This window comes from Chromobacterium alkanivorans (genome assembly GCF_016937655.1).
GTDB lineage: Bacteria > Pseudomonadota > Gammaproteobacteria > Burkholderiales > Chromobacteriaceae > Chromobacterium > Chromobacterium alkanivorans.
In genome coordinates, this window is record NZ_JAFHKL010000016.1 from 13,579 (window position 1) to 37,586 (window position 24,008).

The window sequence follows — 24,008 nt, forward strand, 5'->3', positions numbered from 1 at the left end:
ATCAGGAGAGACCTTCCCATGACTTTCGCCACCCTGCTCGCCTTCGCCTTCATCATGTCGGTGGGCATTCTCACCCCGGGACCGACGGTTCTGCTCGCGCTGAGCAACGGCTCCCGCTTCGGCCTGCGCTACGCGCTGTACGGCATGCTGGGCGCGGTGCTGGCCGACCTGTTGCTGGTGCTGCTGGTGGGCCTGGGTTTCGGCGCGCTGCTGGCGGCGTCCGAAACCCTGTTTCTGATCGTCAAATGGCTGGGGGTGGCGTTTCTCGCCTATGTCGGCCTGCAGATGTTGCGTTCCAAAGGCGGGCTGGTCTCGATGCACGACGCCGCGCGGCAGCCCTCGCGCTGGTCCGCCGTCGCCAAGAGCTTTTCCGTGGCCATGGGCAACCCCAAGTATTATTTCTTCATGTCCGCGCTGCTGCCGCAGTTCGTCGCGCCGGCCGAGGCCCAGCTGCCCCAGTACCTGGCGCTGGCGGCCGTGATCGTGGCGCTAGACGTGCTGGCGATGAGCGCCTACGCGCTGCTGGGGGCGAAATCGCTGCAGCTGTGGCGGGAAAACGGCGTCAAGTGGCTGAACCGCGTCAGCGGCGGCGCCTTGCTGGCCTTGGCGGGGTCGATCGCGCTGTACCGCAGGAGCTCTTGAGCGCCTAAGAGCCTGTTCAAAGTCTGCTGCGCTTCGTGAAACGTTGCACGGTGAGTACCAGCTCAAAATGCTCATGTACCACTCGACCATTCCGCTTTTTCGCCAGTTTTCGCCTTGTCTCGCCCTTGCTCGCGAGACTTTGAACAGGCTCTAAGGCAATAAGACAAGGGCCCGTTCGGGCCCTTTTTGTTGACGCTCAAAACGCCGGACACTCCACTTCCCAGTCTTCCTCGCTCAAGTGCAGATGGCAGGCCAGCCGCCACGGCCGCGCCTCGGTCCAGCTCTCGCTGGCGGCCTGGGCGGCGTCGATGGCGCCGGCGCGCAGCAGCACGTTGCGTTCCTTGCGGCTGGGCCGCTGCTCCGCCGTCGGCGTCGCCAGCCTCACCTTGCAGGTGCCGCAGGTGCCCTGGCCGCAACGCCAGTGCAAGGGCACGTCCGCCAGCCGCGCCAGGTCCAGCAGATTGTCGCCGGCCGCCGCCTGCTGTTCGCCGAGCAGCGCGCCGTTTTCATCGACGAAGCGGATGGTGGGCACGGCTCACTGCACCAGCGGCAGATAGGCCAGCAGGTCGCCGCGCGCCACGGTCTGGCCCGGCTCCAGCCGCACCAGGCCGTCGGCCCAGGCGCAGGACATCAGCACGCCGGAGCCTTGCTGCGGGTACAGTTCCAGCTGCCAGCGGCCGTCGACGCACACGCGCCGCACGCGGATGAATTCGCTGCGGCGCGCGTCCGGCCGAGTCCAGTCGAAGGCCGCCGGATACGGGCCTTCCGGCGCCAGCGCCGACACCGGCAGGCCGGCGCGCCGCTCCAGAAAGGCGCGCGCCAGCACCTGGAAGGTGACGAAGCCGGACACCGGGTTGCCCGGCAGGCCGATGAAGTCCGCCTGCCCCACCTTGCCGTAGGCCAGCGGCTTGCCCGGCTTGATCGCCAGCTTCCACAGGTCCAGCGAACCCTCGGCCTCCACCGCGGTCTTGACGTGGTCTTCCTCGCCCACCGACACCCCACCGCAGGTCATGATCACGTCGGCGGCGTCGGCGGCGTCGCGCAGCGCCTCGCGGGTGGCGCCCAGGGAGTCGCGGACGATGCCCAGGTCTATCACCTCGCAGCCCAGGCGCATCAGCGCCGGCGCCAGCCAGTAGCGGTTGGAGTTGTAGATCTGGCCGGCGGCCAGCGGCCGGCCCGGCTCCACCAGCTCGTCGCCGGTGAAGAACACCGCCACCCGCAGCGGGCGTCGCACCGTCAGCGTCTCCACGCCGATGGACGCGGCCAGGCCGATGTCGGCCGGGTTCAGCACCTTGCCGGCCGGCAGGATTTCCTGGCCAACGCGGATGTCTTCGCCGCGGCGGCGGATGTTCTGGCCGGCGCTGGCCGGCTGGCTGAAGCTGACCGTGCCGTCGGCCCCGGTTTCCGCCTGTTCCTGCATGATGACGGCGTCGGCGCCGGGCGGAATGGGCGCGCCGGTGAAGATGCGCACCACGCTGCCGGCAGTCAATGCCTGCGGCACGCTGCCGGCCGGCACCCGCTGCGACACCGGCATCGCCGCGGACTGGTCGGCGGCGCGCAAGGCGTAGCCGTCCATCGCGCTATTGTCGTGCGGCGGCACGTCCAGCGTGGCCAGCACGGGCTCGGCCAGCACGCGGCCGGCGGCGGCCAGCAGTTCGACTTGTTCGGTGGCGGCCAACGGCTGGGCGCGTTGCAGCAGCCAGTCGCGGGCTTGTTCAAAGCTCAGCATGGGGCAGGTCCAATCGTGAAATCAGGAAGGCCGCGACGGCGTCGACGTCGTCGCGGTGAAACCAGGGGATGTCCAGCGTTTGCGGCAGATCGCCGACCACGGCCAGCACCTGCGGGTCGTCCGGGTGCAAGGCCGGCGCCGCCAAGGCGCTGTTGACCACTTCTATCTTGGGAATGGCTTCATGCTTGAAGCCTTCGGCCAGCGCCAGGTCGCAGGGGCCCAGCATGGCCAGATGGGCGGACAACGGCAGCTCGTTGCTGTCCGCCAGTTCCTCCACCAGCATGCGCCGGCGGGCCGAGGCCAGCAGCACTTGCGCCGCGCCGGCCTGACGATGGCGCCAGCTGTCCTTGCCCGGCGTGTCCCAGTCCACATCGTGGTGGGTGTGTTTGACCACGGCGACGCGCAGGCCGCGCGCCGTCAGCCGGGGAATCAGTTTTTCCAGCAAGGTGGTCTTGCCGCTGCCGGAATAGCCGGCGAAACCCAATACGCGCATGGCGCCGGCCCCCATAAAGATTCAGGCGGCCATGATAGCATGGCCGCCTGCGGGCTTGACTCCTACCAAAGAGCTAGCCGCCTAAGCCGCGTGAGCGAGCTTGCCGGCCTGCTCCGGCGTCTCGAAGCGTTTCCAGTCGACGATCATCACCTGGGTCAGACCGCAGTCCACCGCCAGCTGCGCCTCGATTTCCTCCAGCACCTGATGGCAATGGATCACGCCGTTGATCACCACTTCGGCCCGGCGCATCACGCTGTCGTCCGGCGTGACAAACCATATGCAGTAATGGCCCATAATCGCTTCCCCCAGGTGGTTTCACAGTGAGCGCGGACGTTTTTTCGCCGCAGTCATCTACAAATATCGTCCCAGTTGCCGCCAAACTTCAAGTTTTCTGTCAAACGCCAGGGTATGCGCCGGGCTGGAAGACGGCAAGGCCAGAATGTCCAGCCCCAGTCCGTCCAGCTGTCCGGCCGCGCGCGCGGCGGTGGCGCCGTTGAAGGCGACCGCGCGCAGCCGCGGCAGGCTTTGCGCCAGTTCGCGCAGATCGTTGGCCTGCTGATCGCGGATGTCGGCGTCCAGGCTGCCGCGCCGCCGCGCGCTGGCGATCACGTCCCACAGCGCCACGCCGGCCTGTTGCAGCGCTTCCAGGCGCTCGGCGTAGGCCAGCTCGGCCAGCGGCCGGCCGGTGATCGCCTGCAGCAGCGGCCAGAATTGATTGCGGGGGTGGGCGTAGTACTGGCCGGCCTGCAAGGAGGCGTCGCCGGGCAAAGAGCCCAGCACCAGCACCCGGGCGTCCGGCCGCGCCACCGGCGGAAAGCAGGATTTGGCGGCCGCGCCGCTCAAAACAGCTGTCCCTGCTGACGCGCCAGCCAGGCCTTGACCGGGCCGAAGCTCTTGCGGTGGGCCGGCAAGGCGCCGTGCTGTTCCAGCGCGGCCAGGTGTTCGGCGGTGGGATAGCCCTTGTGGCGGGCGAAGCCGTATTGCGGATGCAGGGCGTCCAGCGCCACCAGCTCGGCGTCGCGCGCGGTCTTGGCCAGGATGGAGGCGGCGGAAATGGCCGCCACCTTGGCGTCGCCCTTGACGATGGCTTCGCCCGGCACCGGCAGCCCCTTGGGCACGCGGTTGCCGTCGATCAGCGCGCGCGTCGCCTGCGGCTGCAGGCCTTGCACCGCACGCGTCATCGCCAGCATGGTGGCGTGCAGGATGTTGAGCTTGTCGATTTCCTCGACGCTGGCGCTGGCGATGCACCAGGCCAGCGCGTCGCGCTTGATCAGCAGCGCCAGCTCGTCGCGGCGGGCCTCGCTCAGCACCTTGGAATCGGCCAGGCCGGCGATGGGCCGCGCCGGGTCCAGAATCACCGCGGCGGCGAACACCGCGCCGGCCAGCGGGCCGCGGCCGGCTTCGTCGACGCCGGCGATCCGCTCCGGATCAAGCCCGCTCATTGCCGCCCCGCCACTTGCAGCACCGCGTCCGCCGCCAGCGCGGCGGTGTCCTGGCGCAAGGACTGATGCAGCTCGGTGAAGGTTTGCACCATCTCCCGCCGCGCGTCCTGATCCTCGTACAGCCTTTGCATCTCCGCCGCCAGCTTGGCCGGCGTGGCCTGCTTCTGCAGCAGCTCCGGCACCACGAAGCGGCCGCACAGGATGTTGGGCAGGCCGACGTAAGGCAGCCGGATCTTGCGCTTGACCAGGCGGTAGCTCAAGGCGGACAGCTTGTAGCTGATCACCATGGGCTTCTTGGTCAGCGCCACCTCCAGCGTGGCGGTGCCGCTGGTGACCAGCACCGCGTCGCTGGCGATCATCGCCATCTGCGCGTGGCCGAACAGCTTGCGCAAAGGCAGATCCCAGCCCTTGCAGCGGCTCAGCATGCGGTCGAACAGCTCCATGGTGGGACGGGTGGCCAGCGGCACCAGGAACTGGGCGTCGGGATAGGTTTTCAGCAGCAGCTTGGCGGCTTCGATGTACAGCGGCGCCATGTGCTCCAGCTCGCCCACGCGGCTGCCCGGCATCAGGGTGAATATCGGCGCGCGCTGCGGCAGCCCCAGTTGTTCGCGCATCGCCTCCTGGTCCGGCCGCAGCGGGATCTCGCTGGCCAGCGGGTGGCCAACATAGGTGACCGGCACCCCGGCCTGACGATACAAGGCCGGCTCCATCGGAAACAGGCACAGCATGTGGCTGACGCTGCGGCCTATCTTCTGCACCCGCTCCGGCCGCCAGGCCCAGACCGAGGGGCTGACGTAGTGCACGGTGGGAATGCCGGCGCGCTTGAGCGCGGCTTCCAGGTCCAGGTTGAAGTCCGGCGCGTCGATGCCGATGAAAACGTCCGGCTTTTCCGCGATCAGGCGGTCGCGCAGGGTGCGGCGGATGCGCAGCAGCTCCGGCAGACGCTTGAGCACCTCGGCGTAGCCCATCACCGCCAGCCGGCTTTGCGGCGCGTGGCTGACGAAGCCCCTGGCCTCCATCCGCGGGCCGCCGATGCCGGCGAACTCGATGTCGGGATGGCGCGCCAGCAGCGCGTCCATCAGGTGGGCGGCAAGAAGGTCGCCAGAGGCTTCCCCAGCCACCATGGCGACCTTCAGTGCCCGCTTGCTTTTAAACAAAGTGTCGGGCATGGATCTCAGCGAATGATGCCTCTGGCGGACTGGCCAAAGAAGCGTGTGAACGGAGCCAGTTCATCGTGGCCGGCGGCGGCCTCCTCCAGAATGGCGGCCTTGGCGTCTTCAAACGACAGGCCCTGGCGGTACAGCGTCTTGTAGGCGCCCCGCACCCGGCGGATCTGCTCGGCGCTGAAGCCGCGGCGCTTCATGCCTTCGGCGTTGATGCCGGAGGGCACCGCGCGGTTGCCGTGCGCCATCACGAACGGCGGCACGTCCTGGGCCACGGCGCTGGCGAAGGCGGTCATCGCATGCTCGCCGATGATGGCGAACTGGTGCACGCTGGTGAAGCCGCCCAGAATCACCCAGTCGCCCAGCTGCACATGACCGGCCAGGGTGGCGTTGTTGGCCAGGATCACGTTATTGCCCACCTGGCAGTCGTGCGCGACGTGCACATAGGCCATCACCCAGTTGTCGTTGCCGACTCGGGTCACGCCCACGTCCTGGGCGGTGCCGGTGTTGAAGGTGCAGAATTCGCGAATGGTGTTGTTGTCACCGATTTCCAGTCGGGTGGGCTCGCCGGCGTACTTCTTGTCCTGCGGCTGGGCGCCCAGCGAGCAGAACTGGAAGATGCGGTTGTTCTTGCCGATGGAGGTATGGCCTTCGATCACCACGTGCGGGCCAACCCAGCTGCCGCTGCCGATGCTGACGTTGGGGCCGATGATGGAGTATGGACCGATCTCGACGTCGTCGGCGATCTGGGCCTTGGGGTCGACGATGGCGGTTGGATGGATGGCCATGATCACACCTCGCGCTTGGCGCACATGATTTCGGCTTCGCAAGCCAGTTGGCCGTCCACCAGCGCGCGGGCGGAATACTTGCCGATGCCGCGCTTGCTGGTGATCAGTTCCACTTCGAAGGTCAGCTGGTCGCCCGGCACCACCTGGCGCTTGAAGCGGGCGTTGTCGATGCCGACGAAGAAATACAGCTCGTTCTCGGCGCGCTCGCCCTGGCTGCGGATGGCCAGGATGCCGGCGGCCTGAGCCATCGCCTCGATGATCAGCACGCCCGGCATCACCGGATATTGCTCGAAGTGGCCGACGAAGAACGGTTCGTTGATGGTGACGTTCTTCAGCGCCTTGATGCGCTTGTTTTCCTCGAATTCGGTGACACGGTCCACCAGCAGGAAAGGATAGCGATGCGGCAGATAGCGCATGATCTCGCGGACATCGATGGTGATGGCGTGTTCAGACATTGGGGGATTCCTCCTGATTCTTCATTTCTTTGAGCTCGCGCTCGAGCTGCTTGAGCCTCTTGGCCATATCGTCCAGATGACGGACGTGCACGGCGTTGGCCAGCCACTCTTTCATCGGTTGCAAGGGGTAAGACGAGGCGTAGGTGCCCGGCGTCTTGATCGACTTCGACACTAGGGTGCCGCCGCCGATATGGGTTTTGTCCGCTATTTCGATGTGGCCGACGAACATCGCCGCGCCGCCCACCGTGCAATAGGCGCCGATCTTGGCGCTGCCGGCGATGCCGACGCAGCCGGCGATGGCGGAATGCTCGCCGATCTGCACGTTGTGGGCGATCTGCACCAGATTGTCCACTTTGGCGCCCTTCCGGATCACGGTGTCCGCCATCGCGCCGCGGTCCACCGTGGTGTTGGCGCCGATTTCCACATCGTCCTCGATGATGACGCGGCCGGTTTGCGGAATTTTGAACCAGTGGTCCTTATCCCAGGCCAGGCCGAAGCCGTCGGCGCCGATCACGCTGCCGGAGTGCACGCCGACGCGGTTGCCCAACACGCAGCCGTGGTAAAGGGTCACATTGGGATACAGCACCACGTCGTCGCCCAGCACGCAGTCGTCGCCCACCACCACGCCCGGCAGCAGCCGGCAGCGCTCGCCGATGACCGCGTTGCGGCCGATGCTGACGTGCTCGCGCACTTCGGCGCTGGCCGCCACCCGCGCGCCCTCGCCCAGCACCGCGCTGGGGTGGACGCCGCCCTGCGCCTGCGGCTGCGGATGGAACAGCGCCGCCAGGCGGGCGAAATAGAGATAGGGATCGGCGGCGACAATCCAGGAGCGCTGGCCCCAGGCTTCGCCGCCTGCCAGTTCTTCCGCCATCTTGGGCGAAACGATTACCGCGCTGGCCTCGCTGTCGTCCAGCTGCTTGCGGTACTTGGGATTGGCCAGAAAGGCGATGTCGCCGACCGCGGCCGCTTCCAGCGGCGCCAGGCGGTCAACCGTCAGGTCCGGGCCGGCCAGTTCGCCGCCCAGCCTGCCGATAATGAATGAGAGGGTATAAGCCATCAAAAACGAAAGCCGACCTGGGGTCGGCTTGCTCCCGTAATGTGAGTTGGCGCGTCGCTAGCAGCGCGCGCATCCAGGGCGGCCGCCCAAAAGCTGTTTGCGATCCGCCGCGCGCCGCGGAGCATGGCCCGGCGGGCGCGCGTTCGAAACGCCCGTGCTCCGCATGGGCATTCCGCTTTCTCCGCCGCGCCTGGCCTCGCTCCGGCCCGCGGGAGCGCAAACACGCTCCCAGCCGCCCCGCCCTGCCGTCAGCGGTCCAGTTCCTTCAGAACCTTGGGCGTCAGGTCGTACTTGGGGTTCACATACACCACGTCTTGCAGGATCAGGTCGTACTGCTCGCGCTCCGCCAGCTGCTTGAGCGCGCGGTTGGCCCGCTCCTGCACCGAGGCGAACTCCTCGTTGCGGCGCTGGTTGAAGTCCTCGGACAGCTCGCGGCCCTTGGCCCGGTAATCCCGGTCCAGCGCCGCGTACTCGCGCTCGTAGCGCTTGCGGTCGTCGGAGTTCAGGCTGCTCTTGGCCAGCTGGGACTCCAGCTCCTTGGCGCGCGCTTCCATCTTCTTCAGCTCGTTGCGCCGCTCGGAGAACTCCTTGTCCAGGCGCTTCTGGATGGCGATCGCCGGCGCCGCCTCGCGGTAGATGCGCTCAGTGTTGACATAGCCCATTTTCAGCTCGGCCGCCTGGGCCGAGATGGCGGCTGCCGACACAATAGCGGCCGCCCACAGCAATGCTTTCATATAACAACCCCGTCAATTTTAGAACACGGTACCCAGCTGGAATTGGAAGCGCTGGACTTTGTCGTTGTCCTTCTTCTTCAGCGGATTGGCGATACTGAATTTCATCGGACCGATCGGAGACAGCCAGGTCAGCGCCACGCCCGCGGAATAACGCACGCCGTCGCCGGCGGAGCTGCCCGGCACCGACGGATCCCACAGGGAACCGGCGTCGAAGAACAGGCTGGTGCGCACCGACTTATTGTCCTTCATTCCCGGGAAGGGGAACAGCACTTCGGCGTTGGCCACCGCCTTGCGGGTGCCGCCCAGGTAGTCGCCGTTGGTGTCGCGCGGGCCGATACTGCTGGTGTCGTAACCGCGCACCGAGCCCAGGCCGCCCAGGTAGAAGTTCTGGAAGAACGGCAGGCGCGAGGTCTTGCCGTAACCGTCGGCGTAGCCCAGCTCGCCGTTCAGCATCAGCGTGAAGGTCTTGGTCAGCGGGAAGAACCAGGTCTGCTGGTGGGTCAGGCGGTAGTACTGCAGATCGCCGCCCGGCAGGCCGGCGTCCGCGCCCACCTTGATCACCGCGCCGCGAGTCGGCCACAACGCGCTGTCGCGGGTGTCGCGGCCCCAGCTGATGGTGCCCAGCAGCGTGTTGTTGTTGCTGCCGTACTGGTTGACGAAGTCCTTGTAGCGCTGCGGACTGTTGTCGTAGGTGCTGATCTTGGTGTTTTCCGCGCCGATGCTGAAGTTGATGCGGTCGTACTCGGTCACCGGCACACCGAAACGCACCGCGCCGCCTATGGTGCTGGTCTTGTACGCGGAAATATTTGTCGCGTCCGGGTTGTAGACGCGGTTGTACAAGTCATAGCCCAGGCTGACGCCGTCCGGCGTGAAGTAGGGGTCGGTGAAGGACAGCGACAGGTTCTTGTTGACCTTGCCGGTGGACAGACCCAGCGACATGTACTTGCCGGAACCGAAGATATTGCTCTGCGACAGGTTGGCGGACAGCTGCACGCCCTCGCCCTGCACGAAGCCGATGCCGGCGGACACGCTGCCGGTGGAGCGCTCCTTCAGGCTGATGTTCATGTCCACCTGGTCGGCGGCGTCCGGCACCGCCGGGGTTTCGATGTTAACGTCTTCGAAATAGCCCAGCAGTTCCACGCGCTCCTTGCTGCGCTTGATCTTGTCCGCGCCGTAGGGCGCGCCTTCCAGCTGGCGCAGTTCGCGGCGGATCACTTCGTCGCGGGTCTTGGTGTTGCCGGCGATGTTGACTCGGCGCACATAGGTCTTGCGGCCCGGGTCCACGAAGAAGGTGAAGGCCACGGTCTGCTTGTCGTGATCGATGTCAGGCAACACGTTGACGTTGGCGAAGGCGTAGCCGGCCTGGCCCAGGCGATCGCTCAACGATTTCACCGACTCGGTGATGCGCTCGTTGTTGAAGGTATCCCCGGCCTTGGCCTGGATCAGCTTGCGCAGGTCCGCTTCCGGCACTTTGAGATCGCCGGCCAGCTTGATGTCGGAGATGGTGAACTTCTTGCCTTCGTGAATATTCACCGTCAGGAACATGTCCTGCTTGTCGGCGCTGATCGACACCTGGGTGGAGTCGATATTGAATTCCAGATAGCCCTGGTTCTGGTAGAAGGCCTTGAGCTTTTCCAGATCGCCGGTCAGCTTCTGCTTGGAGTACTGGTCGTCCTTGGTCACCCAGGACAACCAGCCGCCGGTGGTCAGGCTGAACTGGTCTATCAGATCGGACTGCTTGAAGGCGCTGGCGCCGACGATGCGGATTTCCTTGATGCGCGCGGTCACGCCCTCGTTGATGTCCAGCGTCACCGCCACGCGGTTGCGTTCCAGCTTGGTCACCGACGGGGTCACTTCCACCGAGTACTTGCCGCGGCTGTAGTACTGGCGCTTGAGCTCCTGCACCGCGCCGTCCAGCAGCGCCTGATCGAAGATCAGCGATTCGGCGAAGCCGTTGTCCTTCAGCGCCTTTTTCAGCTGGTCCTTGCTGAATTCCTTGGCGCCGTTGATGTTGAGCTGGCTGACCACCGGGCGCTCGGCCACGGCGACGATCACCACGCTGTCGCGCGATTCGATGCGCACATCGTTGAAGAAGCCGGTGGCGAACAAGGCCTTGATCGCCTCGTTGGCCTTCTGGTCGTTGAAGGTGTCGCCCACCTTGACCGGCAGGTAATTGAACACGGTGCCCGGCTCGGTGCGCTGCAGGCCCTCGACGCGGATATCCTTGATGACGAACGGATCAACAGCCCAGGCCATGGAGGCCGAAGTCAAGCCCAATACGGCTGCTGCAAGCAATTTCAATTTCATAGATCGGTTTTAACCCCCAAATAGGCGGCTGAAATCATTCAGCAAGGCAAACGCCATCAAAGACGCCAGCAAGATGAAGCCAATTTTTTGTCCGAACAATTGCGCCCGCTCACTGACGGGGCGGCCTCTGATCAACTCCGCGACATAATACATTAAGTGCCCGCCATCCAGAACTGGAATCGGCAGCAGATTCAGCACGCCGATGCTGATGCTGATCAGCGCAAGGAACTCCAGATAAGGCGTCAGACCCTCGCGCGCGGTCTGACCGGCGACATTGGCGATGGTCAGCGGGCCGGAAAGATTATCCAGCGAAGCCTGGCCCATCAGCATGCGGCCCATGAACTTGACGCTCATCCAGCCGGTGTCCCAGGTCTTGGCCAAGGCGGCCAGACCGGCCTGCGCGGTCGAATAATGCTCGGTGTACAACAGCTGGCGCCCCCAGCCGGCGTCCGGCTGCGGCGCGGCGCCGATGCGCCCCACCACTTCGCCGTCCTGCTGATGCGCCTGCGGCCGCACCTTGATGCTCATGACTTCCGCGCCGCGCTGGATTTTCACGTCCAGGTCCCGGCCCGGGCTGTTGCGCACCTCGGCCACCCAGCCTTCCCAACTCGCCAGCGGCTTGCCGTTGAGCGCCAGCAGCTTGTCGCCCGGCTTCAGGCCGGCGCTTTGCGCGGCGCCGCCCTCTTCCAGCGCGCCTATCTCCGGCAGGAAGCGTCCCGGCGTCAGGCCGGTGCTGCCCTGTTGCATCGCGGTCACCGCCTTGTCGCCGAAGCGGGCCGGGTCGATGCGGCGCTCAGCGCGGACGCCGGCCGCGGTCTCCACCTGCACCACGGTGGCGTCCGGCGACATCGCCGCCTCCACCAGGGCGAGACGGATCTGCTGCCAGTTGGCCACCGGGCGGCCGGCCACGCTCAGTATCCGGTCGCCGGGGGCGAAGCCGGCCGCGGCGGCCGGGGTCTGCGCCACCACGGTGCCGACCAGGGGCTTGATCTGGGTCACGCCCTGCGCCATCACCACCCAGTACAGCAGCACCGCCAGCAGAAGATTGGCCAGCGGGCCGGCGGCAACGATGGCGATGCGCTTCAGCACATGCTGATTGTTGAAGGCTTGCGGACGCTGTTCTTCCGGCACCGGGCCCTCGCGTTCGTCCAGCATGCGCACGTAGCCGCCCAGCGGAATCGGGCAGATCACCCACTCGGTGCCCTTGCGCCAATACGTCCACAGCGGCTTGCCGAAGCCGATGGAGAAGCGCAGCACCTTGACCCCGCACAAGCGGGCCACCCAATAGTGTCCCAGTTCGTGAAAGGTCACCAGCACGCCGATGGCGACCAGGAAGGCGAGCAGGGTCAGCATGCGGCCACCTGTTGCAGCGCGAAGGCGCGCGCTTCCCCATCCTTGGCCAGCAAGGCCTCGACCGAGTCGCTACCCGCCAGGCTGACGCCGTCCAGCGCCGCGGACACCACCGCGGGAATGTCGATGAAACGCAGGCGACCGTTCAGGAAGGCGTCCACCGCCACCTCGTTGGCGGCGTTCAGCACCGCCGGCGCGTCGCCGCCCAGGCGCAGCACGTCGAAAGCCAGCTTCAGACAGGGGAAGCGCTCCAGATCGGGCGCTTCGAAGGTCAGATTGGACAAGGAGAAGAAGTCCAGCGAGCCCACGCCGGCCTCGATGCGCTCCGGCCAGGCCAGCGCGCAGGCGATGGGCGTGCGCATGTCCGGCGAACCCAGCTGGGCCATCACCGAGCCGTCGCGATACTGCACCATGGAATGGATCACGCTTTGCGGGTGCACCACCACTTCGATGCGCTCCGGCGGCGCGGAAAACAGCCAGTGCGCCTCGATCACTTCCAGACCCTTGTTCATCAGCGAGGCGGAATCGACGGAAATCTTGCGCCCCATCACCCAGTTGGGATGGCGGCAGGCGTCGTCCGGGGTGACGCGCAGCAAGTCCTCGGCCGAGGACTGGCGGAAGGGGCCGCCGGAAGCGGTGAGGATGATCTTGCGGATGCCGGCGGCGTCCAGATTGCCGGCGTAGTCGTGCGGCAGCGATTGGAAGATGGCGCTGTGCTCGCTGTCCACCGGCAGCAGGGTCGCGCCGTGACGGCGCGCCGTGTCCATGAACAGACGGCCGGCCACCACCAGGGATTCCTTGTTGGCCAGCAGGATGCGCTTGCCGGCGCGCGCCGCCGCCATCGCGGACGGCAGGCCGGCGGCGCCGACGATGGCGGCCATCACCACCTCGGCCTCAGGCAGCGCAGCCACCTGAACCAGCGCGGCCGGGCCGTGCAGCACCTCGGCGTCCACACCGGCCTCGGCCAAGCGTCCGCGCAAGGCGTCGGCGGACGCGGCGTCGCCGGTCACCACATAGGCCGGACGGAATTGCAGCGCCTGTTGGAACAGGCGATCCACCTGGCGGTTGCCGCTCAGCGCCACCACCCGGTAACGCTCAGGGTGGCGCGCCACCACGTCCAGCGTATTGACGCCCACGCTGCCGGTGGCGCCGAGAACGACAATCCCTTGCGGTTTCGTCATTGAATAGAGTTCCTGCGGTTACATGCCGCCCAGAGCGCGCAGCGCGTTGCTGACGGCGAGGACGGCGATAAGACTGTCGATACGGTCATACACGCCGCCGTGACCGGGCAGCAGCCGGCTGCTGTCCTTGATGCCCGACGCGCGCTTGAACCAGGATTCCAGCAGGTCGCCCATCACGCTGACCGCGCTCAGCGGCAGCGCCAGCAGCAGCAAGGCCCAGATCGGCAGGCCGATGTCTATCCAGCCCAGATGATCCACCAGCGCCACGTACAGGGCCACGCAGATCACGCCGCCGTACACCCCTTCCCAACTCTTGCCCGGGCTGATGGACGGCGCCAGCTTGCGCCGGCCGAAGGCCTTGCCGGAGAAATAGGCGGCAATGTCCGCCACCCACACCAGGCCCATCACCGCCAGCAAGGCGAAGGCGTCCGCCGCGCCGGGCTGCGGCCGCCATTCCAGGAAGGCGAACCAGGCCGGCAGCATCAACAGCCAGCCCAGCAGCCAGGCCGCCAGCCCCTGGCGGATGCGCCAGCGCTTGGCCAGCCAGCACGGCACCAGCAACAGCCAGAAGGCCAAGGTCAGCGCGTGCTCCGCCGGGCCCAGCCGGTAATGGCTGAACCAGGCGGCCGCGGCCAAGGCGCTGCTCGCGGCCAGATACAGCCATTTGCCGGCGCCGGCCATGCCGGCCATGCGGCTGAACTCCCACAAGGCCAGCAGAATGATCAGCCAGGAAAAGCAGGCCCAGGCCTCGGCCGGAAACAGGAACAAGGCCGCCAGCATCAGCGGCAACAGCACCAAGGCCGTCAGAACGCGTGTCAGCAGCATGGCTCAGCGCCCGTCCCGGCGCAGATGCTCGGGCAGTTGTTCGCTGGTGCGCCCAAAGCGGCGCTCGCGGCACTGGTAGGAGCCGATGGCGGTTTCCAGCGCGGCGCGGTCGAAGTCCGGCCACAGCGTTTCGGTGAAATACAGCTCGGAATAAGCCAACTGCCACAGCAGGAAGTTGCTGATGCGCTGCTCGCCGCCGGTGCGAATGAACAAATCCGGCTCCGGCGCCCACGGCATCGACAGGCGCTGGCTCAGCGCCTCTTCGTCGATATGGGTGACGCCCTCGGCGATCAGGCCGTTGACCGCGCTGAGGATGTCCCAGCGGCCGCCGTAGTCGGCGGCGATGTTCAAGGCCAGGCCGTCGTTGCCGGCGGTCTTTTCCTCGGCGCGCAGAATGCGCTCCTGCAAATCCGCGCTGAAACGCTCGCGCGAACCCAATACCCGCAGGCGGATATTATTGCTGTGCAGCTTGCTCACCTCGTGCTCCAGCGCGCGGATGAACAGGTCCATCAGGAAGGACACCTCCTCCTGCGGACGCCGCCAGTTCTCGGTGGAGAAGGCGAACAGGGTCAGGCATTCGACCCCCAGCTCCTTGCAGGCTCCAACGATCTCGCGCACGGTGTCCAGGCCGCGCTTGTGGCCGGCCACCCGTGGCAGAAAACGCTTTTTGGCCCAGCGGCCGTTGCCATCCATGATGATGGCGATATGCCGCGGCACGGAACGCACCTCCGGCACATCCTTGGTAGAGCTTGCAAACAAGGTACGGCGCTCCTTAGACGGCCATCAGGTCGGCTTCCTTGGCGGCCAGGGCCTTGTCGATTTCGACGGTGTACTTGTCGGTCAGCTTCTGGATTTCATCCTGGCCGCGACGCTCGTCGTCCTCGGTAATGGCCTTGTCTTTAAGCAGGTTCTTGAATTCGTTGTTGGCGTCGCGGCGGATATTGCGCACGGCCACGCGCGCGCCCTCGGCCTCGCCGCGCACGACCTTGATCAGGTCCTTGCGGCGCTCTTCGGTCAGCATCGGCATCGGCACGCGGATGATCTCGCCCATGGAGGCCGGGTTCAGGCCCAGGTCGGAGTCGCGGATCGCTTTTTCGATCTTGGCCAGCATCGGCTTTTCCCAGGGTTGCACGCCAATGGTGCGCGCGTCCACCAGGGTCACGTTGGCCACCTGGCTGATGGGCACGTCGCTGCCATAGTAGTCCACCATGACATGATCAAGAATGCCGGTATGGGCGCGACCGGTGCGCACTTTGCTCAGGTCGGTCTTAAACGCTTCCAGCGACTTCTGCATTTTCTGCTCGGCCGATTTCTTGATGTCGTTAATCATGTCCACTCCAAATCGAAACTTAAAAAGACAAGGCGAAAACGGCCATTGCCGCTTTCGCCTTCAGCAATTTTCAAACTCAGCAGTGTACCAGCGTGCCTTCGTCTTCGCCAAGCACGACCCGGGTCAGCGCGCCGCTCTTGAAGATGCTGAACACCTTGATGTTCAGGTTCTGGTCGCGGCACAGCGCGAAGGCGGTGGCGTCCATCACTTTCAGGTTGCGCGAGATCGCCTCGTCGAAGGTCAGGGTCTGGTAACGTATCGCGTCCGGGTTCTTTTTCGGATCGTCGGTGTACACGCCGTCCACCTTGGTGGCTTTCAGCATGATGTCCACGTTCATTTCCATGCCGCGCAGCGCCGCGGCGGTGTCCGTGGTGAAGAAGGGGTTGCCGGTGCCGGCGGCGAAGATCACCACCTTGCCCTCTTCCAGGTATTGCATCGCCTTGCCGCGCACATAGGGCTCGGCGATCTGCTGCATGGTCAGCGCCGACTGCACCCGCGCGATCAACCCAGCCTTGGTCATCGCGTCCTTCAGCGCCAGCGCGTTCATCACCGTGGCCATCATGCCCATGTAGTCCGCGGTGGCGCGATCCATGCCCGCGGCCGCCGGGGCGACGCCGCGGAAGATGTTGCCGCCGCCGATCACCACGCCCACTTCCACGCCAAGCTCCACAACTTCCTTGATCTGACCGACGATCTGCTCGATCGTGGCACGGTTGATGCCATAGCTGTCATCGCCCATCAGGGCCTCGCCGGAAAGTTTCAGCAGGATGCGTTTATAGGCAGGAACTTGGCTCATGGTAACCTCGGTTTGGCTGGATATTCGGTTTTCAGTTTGCAAAACGGCACCCTGCAGGCAGGGTGCCGTCAATACGTCTCGCGACTGGGCGCTTACAGCTTGGCGGCTGCAGCCACTTCAGCGGCGTAGTCTACTACTTTCTTCTCAATGCCTTCGCCCACTACGAACATGGCGAACGCCTTGACCGAGGCTTTCTTCTCGGCCAACAGTTTTTCCACGGTCTGGTCCGGGTTCTTGACGAAGGGTTGGCCCATCAGGGTCACTTCGGCCAGGAACTTGTTGACGCGGCCTTCAACCATCTTGGCGACGATGTCGGCCGGCTTGCCGGATTCGGCGGCCTGAGCGGTGTAGATCTTGCGCTCTTGTTCCAGGATGTCGGCGGAAACCTGATCCTTGGACACGCAGATCGGCTTGGAAGCAGCGATGTGCATGGCCACGTCCTTGCCCACTTGCTCTTCGCCGACGAAGTCGACGATCACGCCGATCTTGGCGCCGTGCAGGTAGGTGGCGATCGCGCCTTCGGTCTGGTAGCGAACGAAACGACGGATGGTCATGTTCTCGCCCAGCTTGGCGATGGCGGCCTTGCGGATGTCTTCAACGGACTGGCCGTCGATTTCCACGGCGGACAGGGCTTCCACGTCGGCCGGGTTGGCTACGACCACAGCCTTGGCGGCGGCGGCGGCCAGGGCCAGGAAGGTCGGGTCCTTGGCAACGAAGTCGGTTTCGCAATTGACTTCCACCAGGGCGCCAACGCCGCCTTCAACGAAGGAACCGATGATGCCTTCGGCAGCCACGCGGCCGGCCATCTTGGAAGCCTTGTTGCCGGACTTGATGCGCAGAATTTCTTCAGCCTTGGCGGCGTCGCCTTCGGCTTCCACCAGGGCTTTTTTGCATTCCATCATGCCGAGGCCGGTGGCCGCGCGCAGATCCGAAACCATTTTTGCGGTAATATCCGCCATACTTCGTACTCCTGAATGATTTTGATTACGTGGGTCTAAAAAAAGGGGCTTACGCCCCTTTTCGTCTGCTTACTCGGCTTGAGCCGATTCAGCAGCCACGATCTCGTGCAGAGACTGGGCGCGGCCTTCCAGCACCGCGTCGGCCATGCCGCGAGCGTACAGGCGGATGGCGCGGCTGGAGTCGTCGTTGCCCGGGATCACGTAATCGATGCCGTCCGGGGTGTTGTTGGTGTCAACAACGCCGATAACCGGGATGCCCAGTTTCTTGGCTTCGACGATGGTGCCCTTCTGGTAACCAGTGTCGATAACGAAGATGGCGTCCGGCAGGCCCTTCATATCCTTGATGCCGCCCAGCGAACGCTCCAGCTTGTCGACTTCGCGTTGCAGGTCCAGCAGTTCTTTCTTGTTGTAACCGGTGTCGCCAGCGGATTCCAGGATGGCGCGCTTCTCTTCAAGACGCTTGATCGACTGCTTCACGGTCTTGTAGTTGGTCAGCATGCCGCCCAGCCAGCGGTGGTCAACAAACGGCATGCCGCAACGGGCAGCCTCTTCACGTACGATCTCACGAGCCTGACGCTTGGTGCCCACGAACATGATGGAACCTTTGTTGGCGGCCAGACGACGCACATATTCCTGGGCTTCCACGAACAGCGGCAGAGTCTTTTCCAGGTTGATGATGTGAATCTTGTTGCGGCTGCCGAAGATGTACTTGGCCATCTTCGGGTTCCAGAAGCGGGTTTGGTGGCCGAAGTGAACGCCGGCCTCAAGCATTTGACGCATGGTAACGTTGGTGGACATGCAAAAACTCCTTAAAGGGTTAAGCCTCCATCCGCGCAGACAACCTCGAAACGAGGCACCCTTTGGCGCGGATGTGCGTAATAGATGATTTTCCCCCGCCAGGATGGCAAGGGACGCGGGATTCTAACACCGGACGGCGGAGCGCTCAAGCCTCGTCGCGCGCCTCGCGGGCTTTTTCACGCTGGCGGCGCAGCTTGCGCCGCGTCATCCGCGCCACAAAAAAGGTGGGCAACACGCCCAGGAAGAACAGCGTGGACAGCGAGGCCAGCACGCTGTGCTGCGTCACGGCCAGCATCAGCACCACGTAGAGCCAGCCCAGCAACACGATCATCAGCATATTTAAACAATCGTTTGAATTTTCCGGCAAAGCCGACAACAATGACAGCGCCGGGCTCGAAACCCATTCCGCCCGCCGCCATCGACAGACCCACATTGTAAAGCGAGCCCAGCCCCATGCAAACCGCCATCACCCGCCTGCTCGGCATTCAGCGCCCGCTGATCTGCCCCGGCATGAGCTATATCGCCACCCCGGAACTGGTGGCCGCCGTCGGCAACGCCGGCGGCCTGGGCATTCTCGCCACCGGCCCGCTGACGCCGGAGCAGACGCGGCAGGCCATCCGCCGCGTGCGCGAATTGAGCGACCGCCCCTTCGGCGTCGGCTGCACGCTGATGATGCCGGGCGCCAAGGAAAACGCCGCGGTCGCGCTGGAGGAGCGCGTGCCGGTGATCAACTTCTCGCTGGGCAAGGGCGACTGGCTGATCGAGCGCGCCCACGCCTACGGCGGCAAAGTGGTCGCCACCGTGGTGACCGAGAAACACGCGCGCTCGGCGCAGGCGTCCGGCGCCGACGCCCTGCTGGTCACCGGCCACGAGGCCGCCGCCCACGGCGGCGCCGTCACCTCGCTGACGCTGATCCCGGCCATCCGCCAGGCCAGCGCCCTGCCCATCATCTCCGCCGGCGGCTTCGCCGACGGTCAGGGCCTGATCGCCGCGCTGGCGCTGGGCGCCGACGCGGTGGCCATGGGCACGCGGCTGGCGATGACCCGGGAAAGCCCGGTGCACCAGCGCACCAAGGAAATGATCCGCCAGCGCGGCGTGGCCGACACCCTGTACTCCAAGAATTTCGACGGCCTGTGGTGCCGAGTGATGGACAGCCCCGCCGCACGCCAGGCCACGCGCAAGCCGCTGGGCCCGCTTGCCGCCGCCTGGCGCGCCAGCGCCGCCGCGCGCAAGCTGGGCATGCCCATCGCCAAAGTGGTGCTGGGCGGCCTGCTGAGCCAGCCGCAGGCGCTGCGCCAGCTGGCGCAGTTCGGCGCCGCCACCGAATCCATCCGCCTGGCGATAGAGGACGGCGACCACGACAAGGGCGTGCAGCTGATCGGCCAGGCCCAGGGCCTGATCGACGACGTGCCCGGCGTGGCCGAACTGTTCGAGCGCATCCTGGCCGAGGCGGACGCCTGTCGGCAAAGACTCGCCGCGCTAGACCACTGACCAATAAAAAACCGCCGCCCCATCAAGGGTACGGCGGTTTTTGCCAAACCGGCGTCGATCAGGACGCGGCGTTGGCCTTGGCCATCTTGCGACGATCCGATTCGTTCAGGTAACGCTTGCGGATGCGGATGGACTTCGGCGTGATTTCCACCAGCTCGTCGTCGTCGATGAATTCAACGGCGGACTCCAGCGTCAGCTTGATCGGCGTGGTCAGACGCACGGCTTCGTCGGTGCCGGAGGCGCGCACGTTGGTCAGCTGCTTGCCCTTGACCGGGTTCACCACCAGATCGTTGTCGCGGCTGTGGATGCCGATGATCATGCCTTCGTACAGCTTCTCGCCCGGGGCCGTGAACATGCGGCCGCGGTCTTCCAGCTTCCACAACGCGTAAGCCACCGCCTCGCCGTTCTCTTGCGAGATCAGCACGCCGTTGTGACGGCCCGGCATGTCCGGCTTGACCGGAGCGTAGTCGTCGAACACATGGCTCATCAGGCCGGTGCCGCGGGTCATGGTCATGAAGTCGGACTGGAAGCCGATCAGGCCACGCGCCGGAATATGGTATTCCAGGCGAGTGCGGCCGTTGCCGTCGGATTCCATATTGGTCAGCTCGCCGCGGCGACGACCGATTTCTTCCATCACGCCACCCTGGTGATCGTCTTCCAGGTCGATGGTCAGGTTTTCGTACGGCTCGCACTTCTGGCCGTCGATTTCCTTGAACACCACGCGCGGCTTGGCCACGGCCATTTCAAAGCCTTCGCGACGCATGTTTTCCAGCAGAATGGTCAGGTGCAGTTCGCCGCGACCGGACACGCGGAACACGTCGGAGTCGCCGGTGTCTTCCACGCGCAGCGCCACATTGGTCAACAGCTCCTTGGTCAGGCGGTCGCGGATCTGACGCGAGGTCACGAACTTGCCTTCTGTGCCGGCCAGCGGCGAGGAGTTCACCATGAAGTCCATGGTCAGCGTCGGCTCGTCCACGGACAGCATGGGCAGGCCTACCGGCTGCTCTTTGTCGCAGATGGTCACGCCGATGCCGATGTCTTCGATGCCGGAGATGATGATGATGTCGCCCGCTTCGGCTTCTTCAACCGGCACGCGGTCCAGGCCTTGATAGCCCAGCACCTGATTGATGCGGCCGGAAGCCACTTGATCGTCGTGGTTCATCACCACCACTTGCTGACCCGGCTTGATGCGGCCGTTCAGCACGCGGCCCACGCCCAGGCGGCCGGTGTAAGTGGAGTAGTCCAGCGCGGAAATCTGCAGCTGCAACGGCGCGTCGACACTGCCCGGAGGGGTCGGCACATGCTCGAGCACGGTGTTGAACAGCGGACGCATATTGTCGGACTCTTCTTCCAGCTCCAGCTTGGCGAAACCGTTCAGGCCGGAAGCGTAGATGATCGGGAAGTCCAGCTGTTCATCGGTCGCGCCCAGCTTGTCGAACAGGTCGAAAGTCTGATCCACCACCCAATCCGGACGCGCGCCCGGACGGTCCACCTTATTGATCACCACGATAGGGCGCAGACCCAGCGCCAGCGCTTTCTTGGTAACGAAACGGGTTTGCGGCATCGGGCCTTCTACGGCGTCAACCAGCAGCAGCACGCCGTCCACCATGCCCAACACGCGCTCAACTTCGCCGCCGAAGTCGGCGTGTCCCGGAGTGTCGACGATATTGATGTGCACGCCTTCGTATTCGATGGCGGTGTTCTTGGCCAGAATGGTGATGCCGCGTTCTTTTTCAAGATCGTTGCTGTCCATTACACGCTCGTCCACTTGCTGGTTCTCGCGGAAGGTACCGGATTGACGCAGCAGTTGGTCTACAAGCGTGGTCTTGCCATGGTCGACGTGGGCGATGATGGCGATATTGCGAATTTGTCGGGTCATTTTTGGAGGAGGATGGATACAGAAAAATCGCTGGATAATAGCACAAAAAACAGTCCCTACCAAAAATTCCGGCGGGCGACAAGCGTCTGGCTTTTGCGTACACTGCGCGGCAAACCGACTTTCGACGAGGAAACGCGCTATGTACGACTGGAACGCCTTATGGCATGAGCACGAGGCTTACCGCACCGGCTACGCCGTCCAGCACAATGACGCCAACCAGTTGGCCGAGGCGCTGTCCGCCAAGCTGATCAAGCCGGCGGCGGGCATCGACGACGTGGCCGTCTACGACAACGGCGAGCGCTATCTGCTGGCCGCCCACCAGGACGGCCTGCAATTGCTGGAAATCGCCAAGCGCAGCCTGTTCGACATCACGCTGCGCTTCGTCACCGAGGACGAAGAGCAGGACATCGCACCGCCCTACATCGAAATCCACGTCGACAACCTGGCCACCGAAGAACAGGCGGTCTGGCGCGCCGCGGTCAGCCGCGACGAGGAAGGCCGGATCTGGGTGGGCAAGCGCGCGCTGGACGAAGGCGTGGTGCCGGCCATGCCTTTCGACGAACTGTCCTTCACCGACGACGCCCGCTTCCGCGAAGAACTGACCCGCGTCTGGCACGAGGACCTGCCGCAACGGAAGCCGGCGCTGGAAGCCTGGTTCCAGCACGGCGCGCTGAGCGCCCCGGACGACGAGCCGGCCCACTACGGCGACGCCGCGCGGGTGCAGCAGATCTGCGACCGCTACGCCGAAATCGTGCGCCGCGAACAGGCGCTGCTGTCGCGCCAGTTCAGCGACCCGGAACTGCACCTGATCGCCCAGGTGCTGAAAGGCGTGCACTTCGACGACGCCGCCGCCTGCCGCGGCGTGTGGCTGGCGGTGGAGACCCGCATCATCGAAGAAGAGCTGGACCAGCAATGGAAGGTGGATGGGGAAAAACTCCTGACCAAGATGAAGGCGCTCAGCTACGCCCAGGAAGTGGCCTTGATAGAAGCGCTGTCGCCGTTGCCGTCCAACTGAACACCTGAAACCGGATCGCGGGTAAAATGCCCCCGATCCGAGCAATCACTCCAATATATCCAAGCGACCGGCCCCGCCAAGATGCGCCGCGCCGGCCCACATCAAGAAAGACTGAAAAACATGGCCCAAACCAGCGCCCTGAGACAGCTTCCGCAAAGCAATCTGTTCCGCCCCGGCGACGTCTTCGTCCTGTTCGGCGAACTGTTCGGCCGCGGCTACGCCAACGGCCTGATCAACGAAGCGCGCAAGGCCGGCATGGACATCATCGGCATGACCGTGGGCCGCCGCGACGAAAACAACCAGCTGCGCCCGCTCAACGAGGAAGAACTGGCCGCGGCCGAGGCCAATCTCGGCGGCCGCGTGATCAATGTGCCGCTGATGGCCGGCTTCGACCAGGACGGCGCGCCGACGCCGACCGAACTGCTGGCCGCGCTGACCCTGAAAAGCTGGCAGGACGACAAGCTGGACTGGGAGCACATCGAACAATGCCGCCAGATCGGCGTGCAGCGCTTCAAGGACGGCGTCGCCCAGGCGATGGCCCAACTGGACGACATGATAGCCGACGGCCGCAACGTATTCTTCGCCCACACCATGGCCGGCGGCATCCCCAAGGCCAAGGTGTTCCTGGCCATCGCCAACCGCGTCTACAAAGGCCGCGGCGAGCGCTTCCTGTCCACCCAGGCGCTGCTGGACAGCGATCTGGGCAAACTGATCCTGCAGAACTTCGACGAAGTCACCGCCAACACCTTCCAGCACCTGATAGACGGCAGCGCCGCGCTGCGCGGCCGGCTGGAAGCCGCCGGCGGCCAGGTGCGCTACACCGCCTACGGCTACCACGGCACCGAGATCCTGATCGACGGCGACTACCAGTGGCAGACCTACACCAACTACACCCAGGGCTACGCCAAGATGCGCCTGGAAAACGTCGCCCGCGCCGCCTGGGAACAAGGCGTCAAGGCTACGGTGTTCAACTGCCCGGAAATCCGCACCAACTCCTCGGACATCTTCGTCGGCGTGGAACTGCCGCTGCTGGCGCTGCTGCGCGCGCTGAAACGCGAGGACGGCGGCGCCTGGGCCGACGCGCAATGGCAGGCCTGCGCCGCGCTGCTGCAGGACGGCCATACGCTGGAAGAAGTGCTGGAGAAGATAGACGCGCTCAATAGCGGCGAGGTGATGCGCGGCTTCCGCAATTTCGAAGCCTGGCCGATGCCGAACAGCCCGGAACTGGCCGAGGTGATGATAGGCACTTCCGACGCCATCGTGGACCTGCACCAGGACAAGAAGGCGCTGATCACCGACCACCTGAGCAGCCTGGTGATCGACGCCACCGGCCCGCTGATGTTCCACGAAGCCGCCGCGCCGGCCGGCCCGGTGCTGTGGCTGAACCACGACATCATCGCGCGCCAGCTGAACCGGATGCACGCTTAAGAACCTGTTAACGATCTGCTGCGCGTTGTGGAGCATTACACGGTGAGTACACCCTCAAAATGCTCATGTACCAACCGTACATTCCGCTTTCTCAGCCGTTTTCGCCTTGTCTCGCTCTTGCTCGCGAGATCGTAAACACGTTCTAA

At 65.0% G+C, this 24,008-nt stretch carries 26 protein-coding genes; 4 read left to right on the forward strand and 22 right to left on the reverse strand.

The annotated features are described in order from the left end of the window. Positions 1-18: 18 nt before the first annotated feature. On the forward strand, positions 19-642 hold the full coding sequence (locus tag JW897_RS21450; protein WP_205467568.1) for a LysE family translocator: 624 nt from the start codon (positions 19-21) through the stop codon (positions 640-642). 196 nt (positions 643-838) lie between these two features. On the opposite strand, the gene JW897_RS21455 is transcribed toward JW897_RS21450, so the two are convergent. From JW897_RS21455 to JW897_RS21555, 21 genes are all read right to left on the reverse strand, one after another. Further along, positions 839-1,174: a 2Fe-2S iron-sulfur cluster-binding protein gene (locus JW897_RS21455; RefSeq protein WP_205467569.1), complete on the reverse strand. Its 336-nt coding sequence runs from the start codon at positions 1,172-1,174 to the stop codon at positions 839-841. A gap of 3 nt (positions 1,175-1,177) precedes the next feature. Continuing rightward, on the reverse strand, positions 1,178-2,371 hold the full coding sequence (locus JW897_RS21460) for a molybdopterin molybdotransferase MoeA (protein ID WP_205467570.1): 1,194 nt from the start codon (positions 2,369-2,371) through the stop codon (positions 1,178-1,180). Next, positions 2,358-2,879 carry a molybdopterin-guanine dinucleotide biosynthesis protein B gene (gene mobB, locus JW897_RS21465; protein ID WP_304413548.1) on the reverse strand — a complete coding sequence of 174 codons (522 nt, stop codon included), beginning with the start codon at positions 2,877-2,879 and terminating at the stop codon, positions 2,358-2,360. The genes JW897_RS21460 and mobB overlap by 14 nt, the downstream gene beginning before the upstream one ends. 66 nt (positions 2,880-2,945) lie before the next feature. After that, a complete protein-coding gene (locus JW897_RS21470) occupies positions 2,946-3,158 on the reverse strand; it encodes a hypothetical protein (RefSeq protein ID WP_048411263.1) in 213 nt (70 codons plus the stop codon). Between the two features lie 57 nt (positions 3,159-3,215). Beyond that, complete coding sequence (locus JW897_RS21475) at positions 3,216-3,707, reverse strand: DNA-deoxyinosine glycosylase (RefSeq protein ID WP_048412262.1); 492 nt, start codon at positions 3,705-3,707, stop codon at positions 3,216-3,218. Next, entirely contained in the window at positions 3,704-4,306 is a 603-nt protein-coding gene (gene rnhB, locus JW897_RS21480) for a ribonuclease HII (RefSeq protein ID WP_205467571.1), read from the reverse strand. Before rnhB ends, JW897_RS21475 begins: the two co-directional genes overlap by 4 nt. Beyond that, the gene (gene lpxB, locus JW897_RS21485) at positions 4,303-5,475 is read right to left on the reverse strand and encodes a lipid-A-disaccharide synthase (RefSeq protein WP_205467572.1); all 1,173 of its coding nucleotides are present in this window, start codon (positions 5,473-5,475) and stop codon (positions 4,303-4,305) included. Before lpxB ends, rnhB begins: the two co-directional genes overlap by 4 nt. Positions 5,476-5,480: 5 nt before the next feature. Then, a complete protein-coding gene (lpxA, locus tag JW897_RS21490; protein WP_048412332.1) occupies positions 5,481-6,257 on the reverse strand; it encodes an acyl-ACP--UDP-N-acetylglucosamine O-acyltransferase in 777 nt (258 codons plus the stop codon). A 2-nt stretch (positions 6,258-6,259) separates the two neighbouring features. Continuing rightward, positions 6,260-6,712 carry a 3-hydroxyacyl-ACP dehydratase FabZ gene (gene fabZ, locus JW897_RS21495; protein ID WP_043639907.1) on the reverse strand — a complete coding sequence of 151 codons (453 nt, stop codon included), beginning with the start codon at positions 6,710-6,712 and terminating at the stop codon, positions 6,260-6,262. Further along, positions 6,705-7,769, reverse strand: coding sequence for a UDP-3-O-(3-hydroxymyristoyl)glucosamine N-acyltransferase (gene lpxD, locus JW897_RS21500; RefSeq protein WP_048412259.1), 1,065 nt, complete (start codon positions 7,767-7,769; stop codon positions 6,705-6,707). Before lpxD ends, fabZ begins: the two co-directional genes overlap by 8 nt. A 248-nt stretch (positions 7,770-8,017) precedes the next feature. Beyond that, on the reverse strand, positions 8,018-8,503 hold the full coding sequence (locus JW897_RS21505) for an OmpH/Skp family outer membrane protein (RefSeq protein ID WP_205467573.1): 486 nt from the start codon (positions 8,501-8,503) through the stop codon (positions 8,018-8,020). 18 nt (positions 8,504-8,521) lie between these two features. Next, positions 8,522-10,810 (reverse strand): outer membrane protein assembly factor BamA, encoded by a 2,289-nt coding sequence (gene bamA, locus JW897_RS21510; protein ID WP_048412257.1) that lies wholly within the window; start codon positions 10,808-10,810, stop codon positions 8,522-8,524. A gap of 9 nt (positions 10,811-10,819) precedes the next feature. Next, complete coding sequence (gene rseP / locus JW897_RS21515; protein WP_191186532.1) at positions 10,820-12,163, reverse strand: RIP metalloprotease RseP; 1,344 nt, start codon at positions 12,161-12,163, stop codon at positions 10,820-10,822. Then, entirely contained in the window at positions 12,157-13,341 is a 1,185-nt protein-coding gene (gene ispC / locus JW897_RS21520; protein ID WP_205467574.1) for a 1-deoxy-D-xylulose-5-phosphate reductoisomerase, read from the reverse strand. Before ispC ends, rseP begins: the two co-directional genes overlap by 7 nt. An 18-nt stretch (positions 13,342-13,359) precedes the next feature. Next, positions 13,360-14,166 (reverse strand): phosphatidate cytidylyltransferase, encoded by an 807-nt coding sequence (locus JW897_RS21525; protein ID WP_205467575.1) that lies wholly within the window; start codon positions 14,164-14,166, stop codon positions 13,360-13,362. Between the two features lie 3 nt (positions 14,167-14,169). After that, positions 14,170-14,859 (reverse strand): polyprenyl diphosphate synthase, encoded by a 690-nt coding sequence (gene uppS, locus JW897_RS21530; protein ID WP_231589187.1) that lies wholly within the window; start codon positions 14,857-14,859, stop codon positions 14,170-14,172. A gap of 79 nt (positions 14,860-14,938) precedes the next feature. Continuing rightward, positions 14,939-15,496: a ribosome recycling factor gene (gene frr / locus JW897_RS21535; protein ID WP_019104407.1), complete on the reverse strand. Its 558-nt coding sequence runs from the start codon at positions 15,494-15,496 to the stop codon at positions 14,939-14,941. A gap of 76 nt (positions 15,497-15,572) precedes the next feature. Further along, complete coding sequence (pyrH, locus tag JW897_RS21540) at positions 15,573-16,292, reverse strand: UMP kinase (RefSeq protein WP_048412252.1); 720 nt, start codon at positions 16,290-16,292, stop codon at positions 15,573-15,575. A gap of 92 nt (positions 16,293-16,384) precedes the next feature. Further along, positions 16,385-17,251 (reverse strand): translation elongation factor Ts, encoded by an 867-nt coding sequence (tsf, locus tag JW897_RS21545; protein ID WP_205467576.1) that lies wholly within the window; start codon positions 17,249-17,251, stop codon positions 16,385-16,387. A 69-nt stretch (positions 17,252-17,320) separates the two neighbouring features. After that, the gene (gene rpsB / locus JW897_RS21550) at positions 17,321-18,049 is read right to left on the reverse strand and encodes a 30S ribosomal protein S2 (protein WP_048412250.1); all 729 of its coding nucleotides are present in this window, start codon (positions 18,047-18,049) and stop codon (positions 17,321-17,323) included. A 145-nt stretch (positions 18,050-18,194) separates the two neighbouring features. Then, positions 18,195-18,386 (reverse strand): hypothetical protein, encoded by a 192-nt coding sequence (locus tag JW897_RS21555; RefSeq protein ID WP_082158708.1) that lies wholly within the window; start codon positions 18,384-18,386, stop codon positions 18,195-18,197. A gap of 116 nt (positions 18,387-18,502) precedes the next feature. On the opposite strand from JW897_RS21555, the gene JW897_RS21560 reads away from it, so the two are divergent. After that, entirely contained in the window at positions 18,503-19,540 is a 1,038-nt protein-coding gene (locus JW897_RS21560; RefSeq protein ID WP_205467577.1) for an NAD(P)H-dependent flavin oxidoreductase, read from the forward strand. 58 nt (positions 19,541-19,598) lie between these two features. On the opposite strand, the gene typA is transcribed toward JW897_RS21560, so the two are convergent. Further along, positions 19,599-21,419, reverse strand: coding sequence for a translational GTPase TypA (gene typA, locus JW897_RS21565; protein WP_048412248.1), 1,821 nt, complete (start codon positions 21,417-21,419; stop codon positions 19,599-19,601). A 139-nt stretch (positions 21,420-21,558) separates the two neighbouring features. Between typA and JW897_RS21570 the strand changes: the two genes are divergently transcribed. Beyond that, complete coding sequence (locus JW897_RS21570; RefSeq protein WP_205467578.1) at positions 21,559-22,434, forward strand: hypothetical protein; 876 nt, start codon at positions 21,559-21,561, stop codon at positions 22,432-22,434. A gap of 120 nt (positions 22,435-22,554) precedes the next feature. After that, the gene (locus tag JW897_RS21575; protein ID WP_205467579.1) at positions 22,555-23,862 is read left to right on the forward strand and encodes an enoyl ACP reductase FabMG family protein; all 1,308 of its coding nucleotides are present in this window, start codon (positions 22,555-22,557) and stop codon (positions 23,860-23,862) included. The last annotated feature ends 146 nt before the right edge of the window (positions 23,863-24,008 follow it).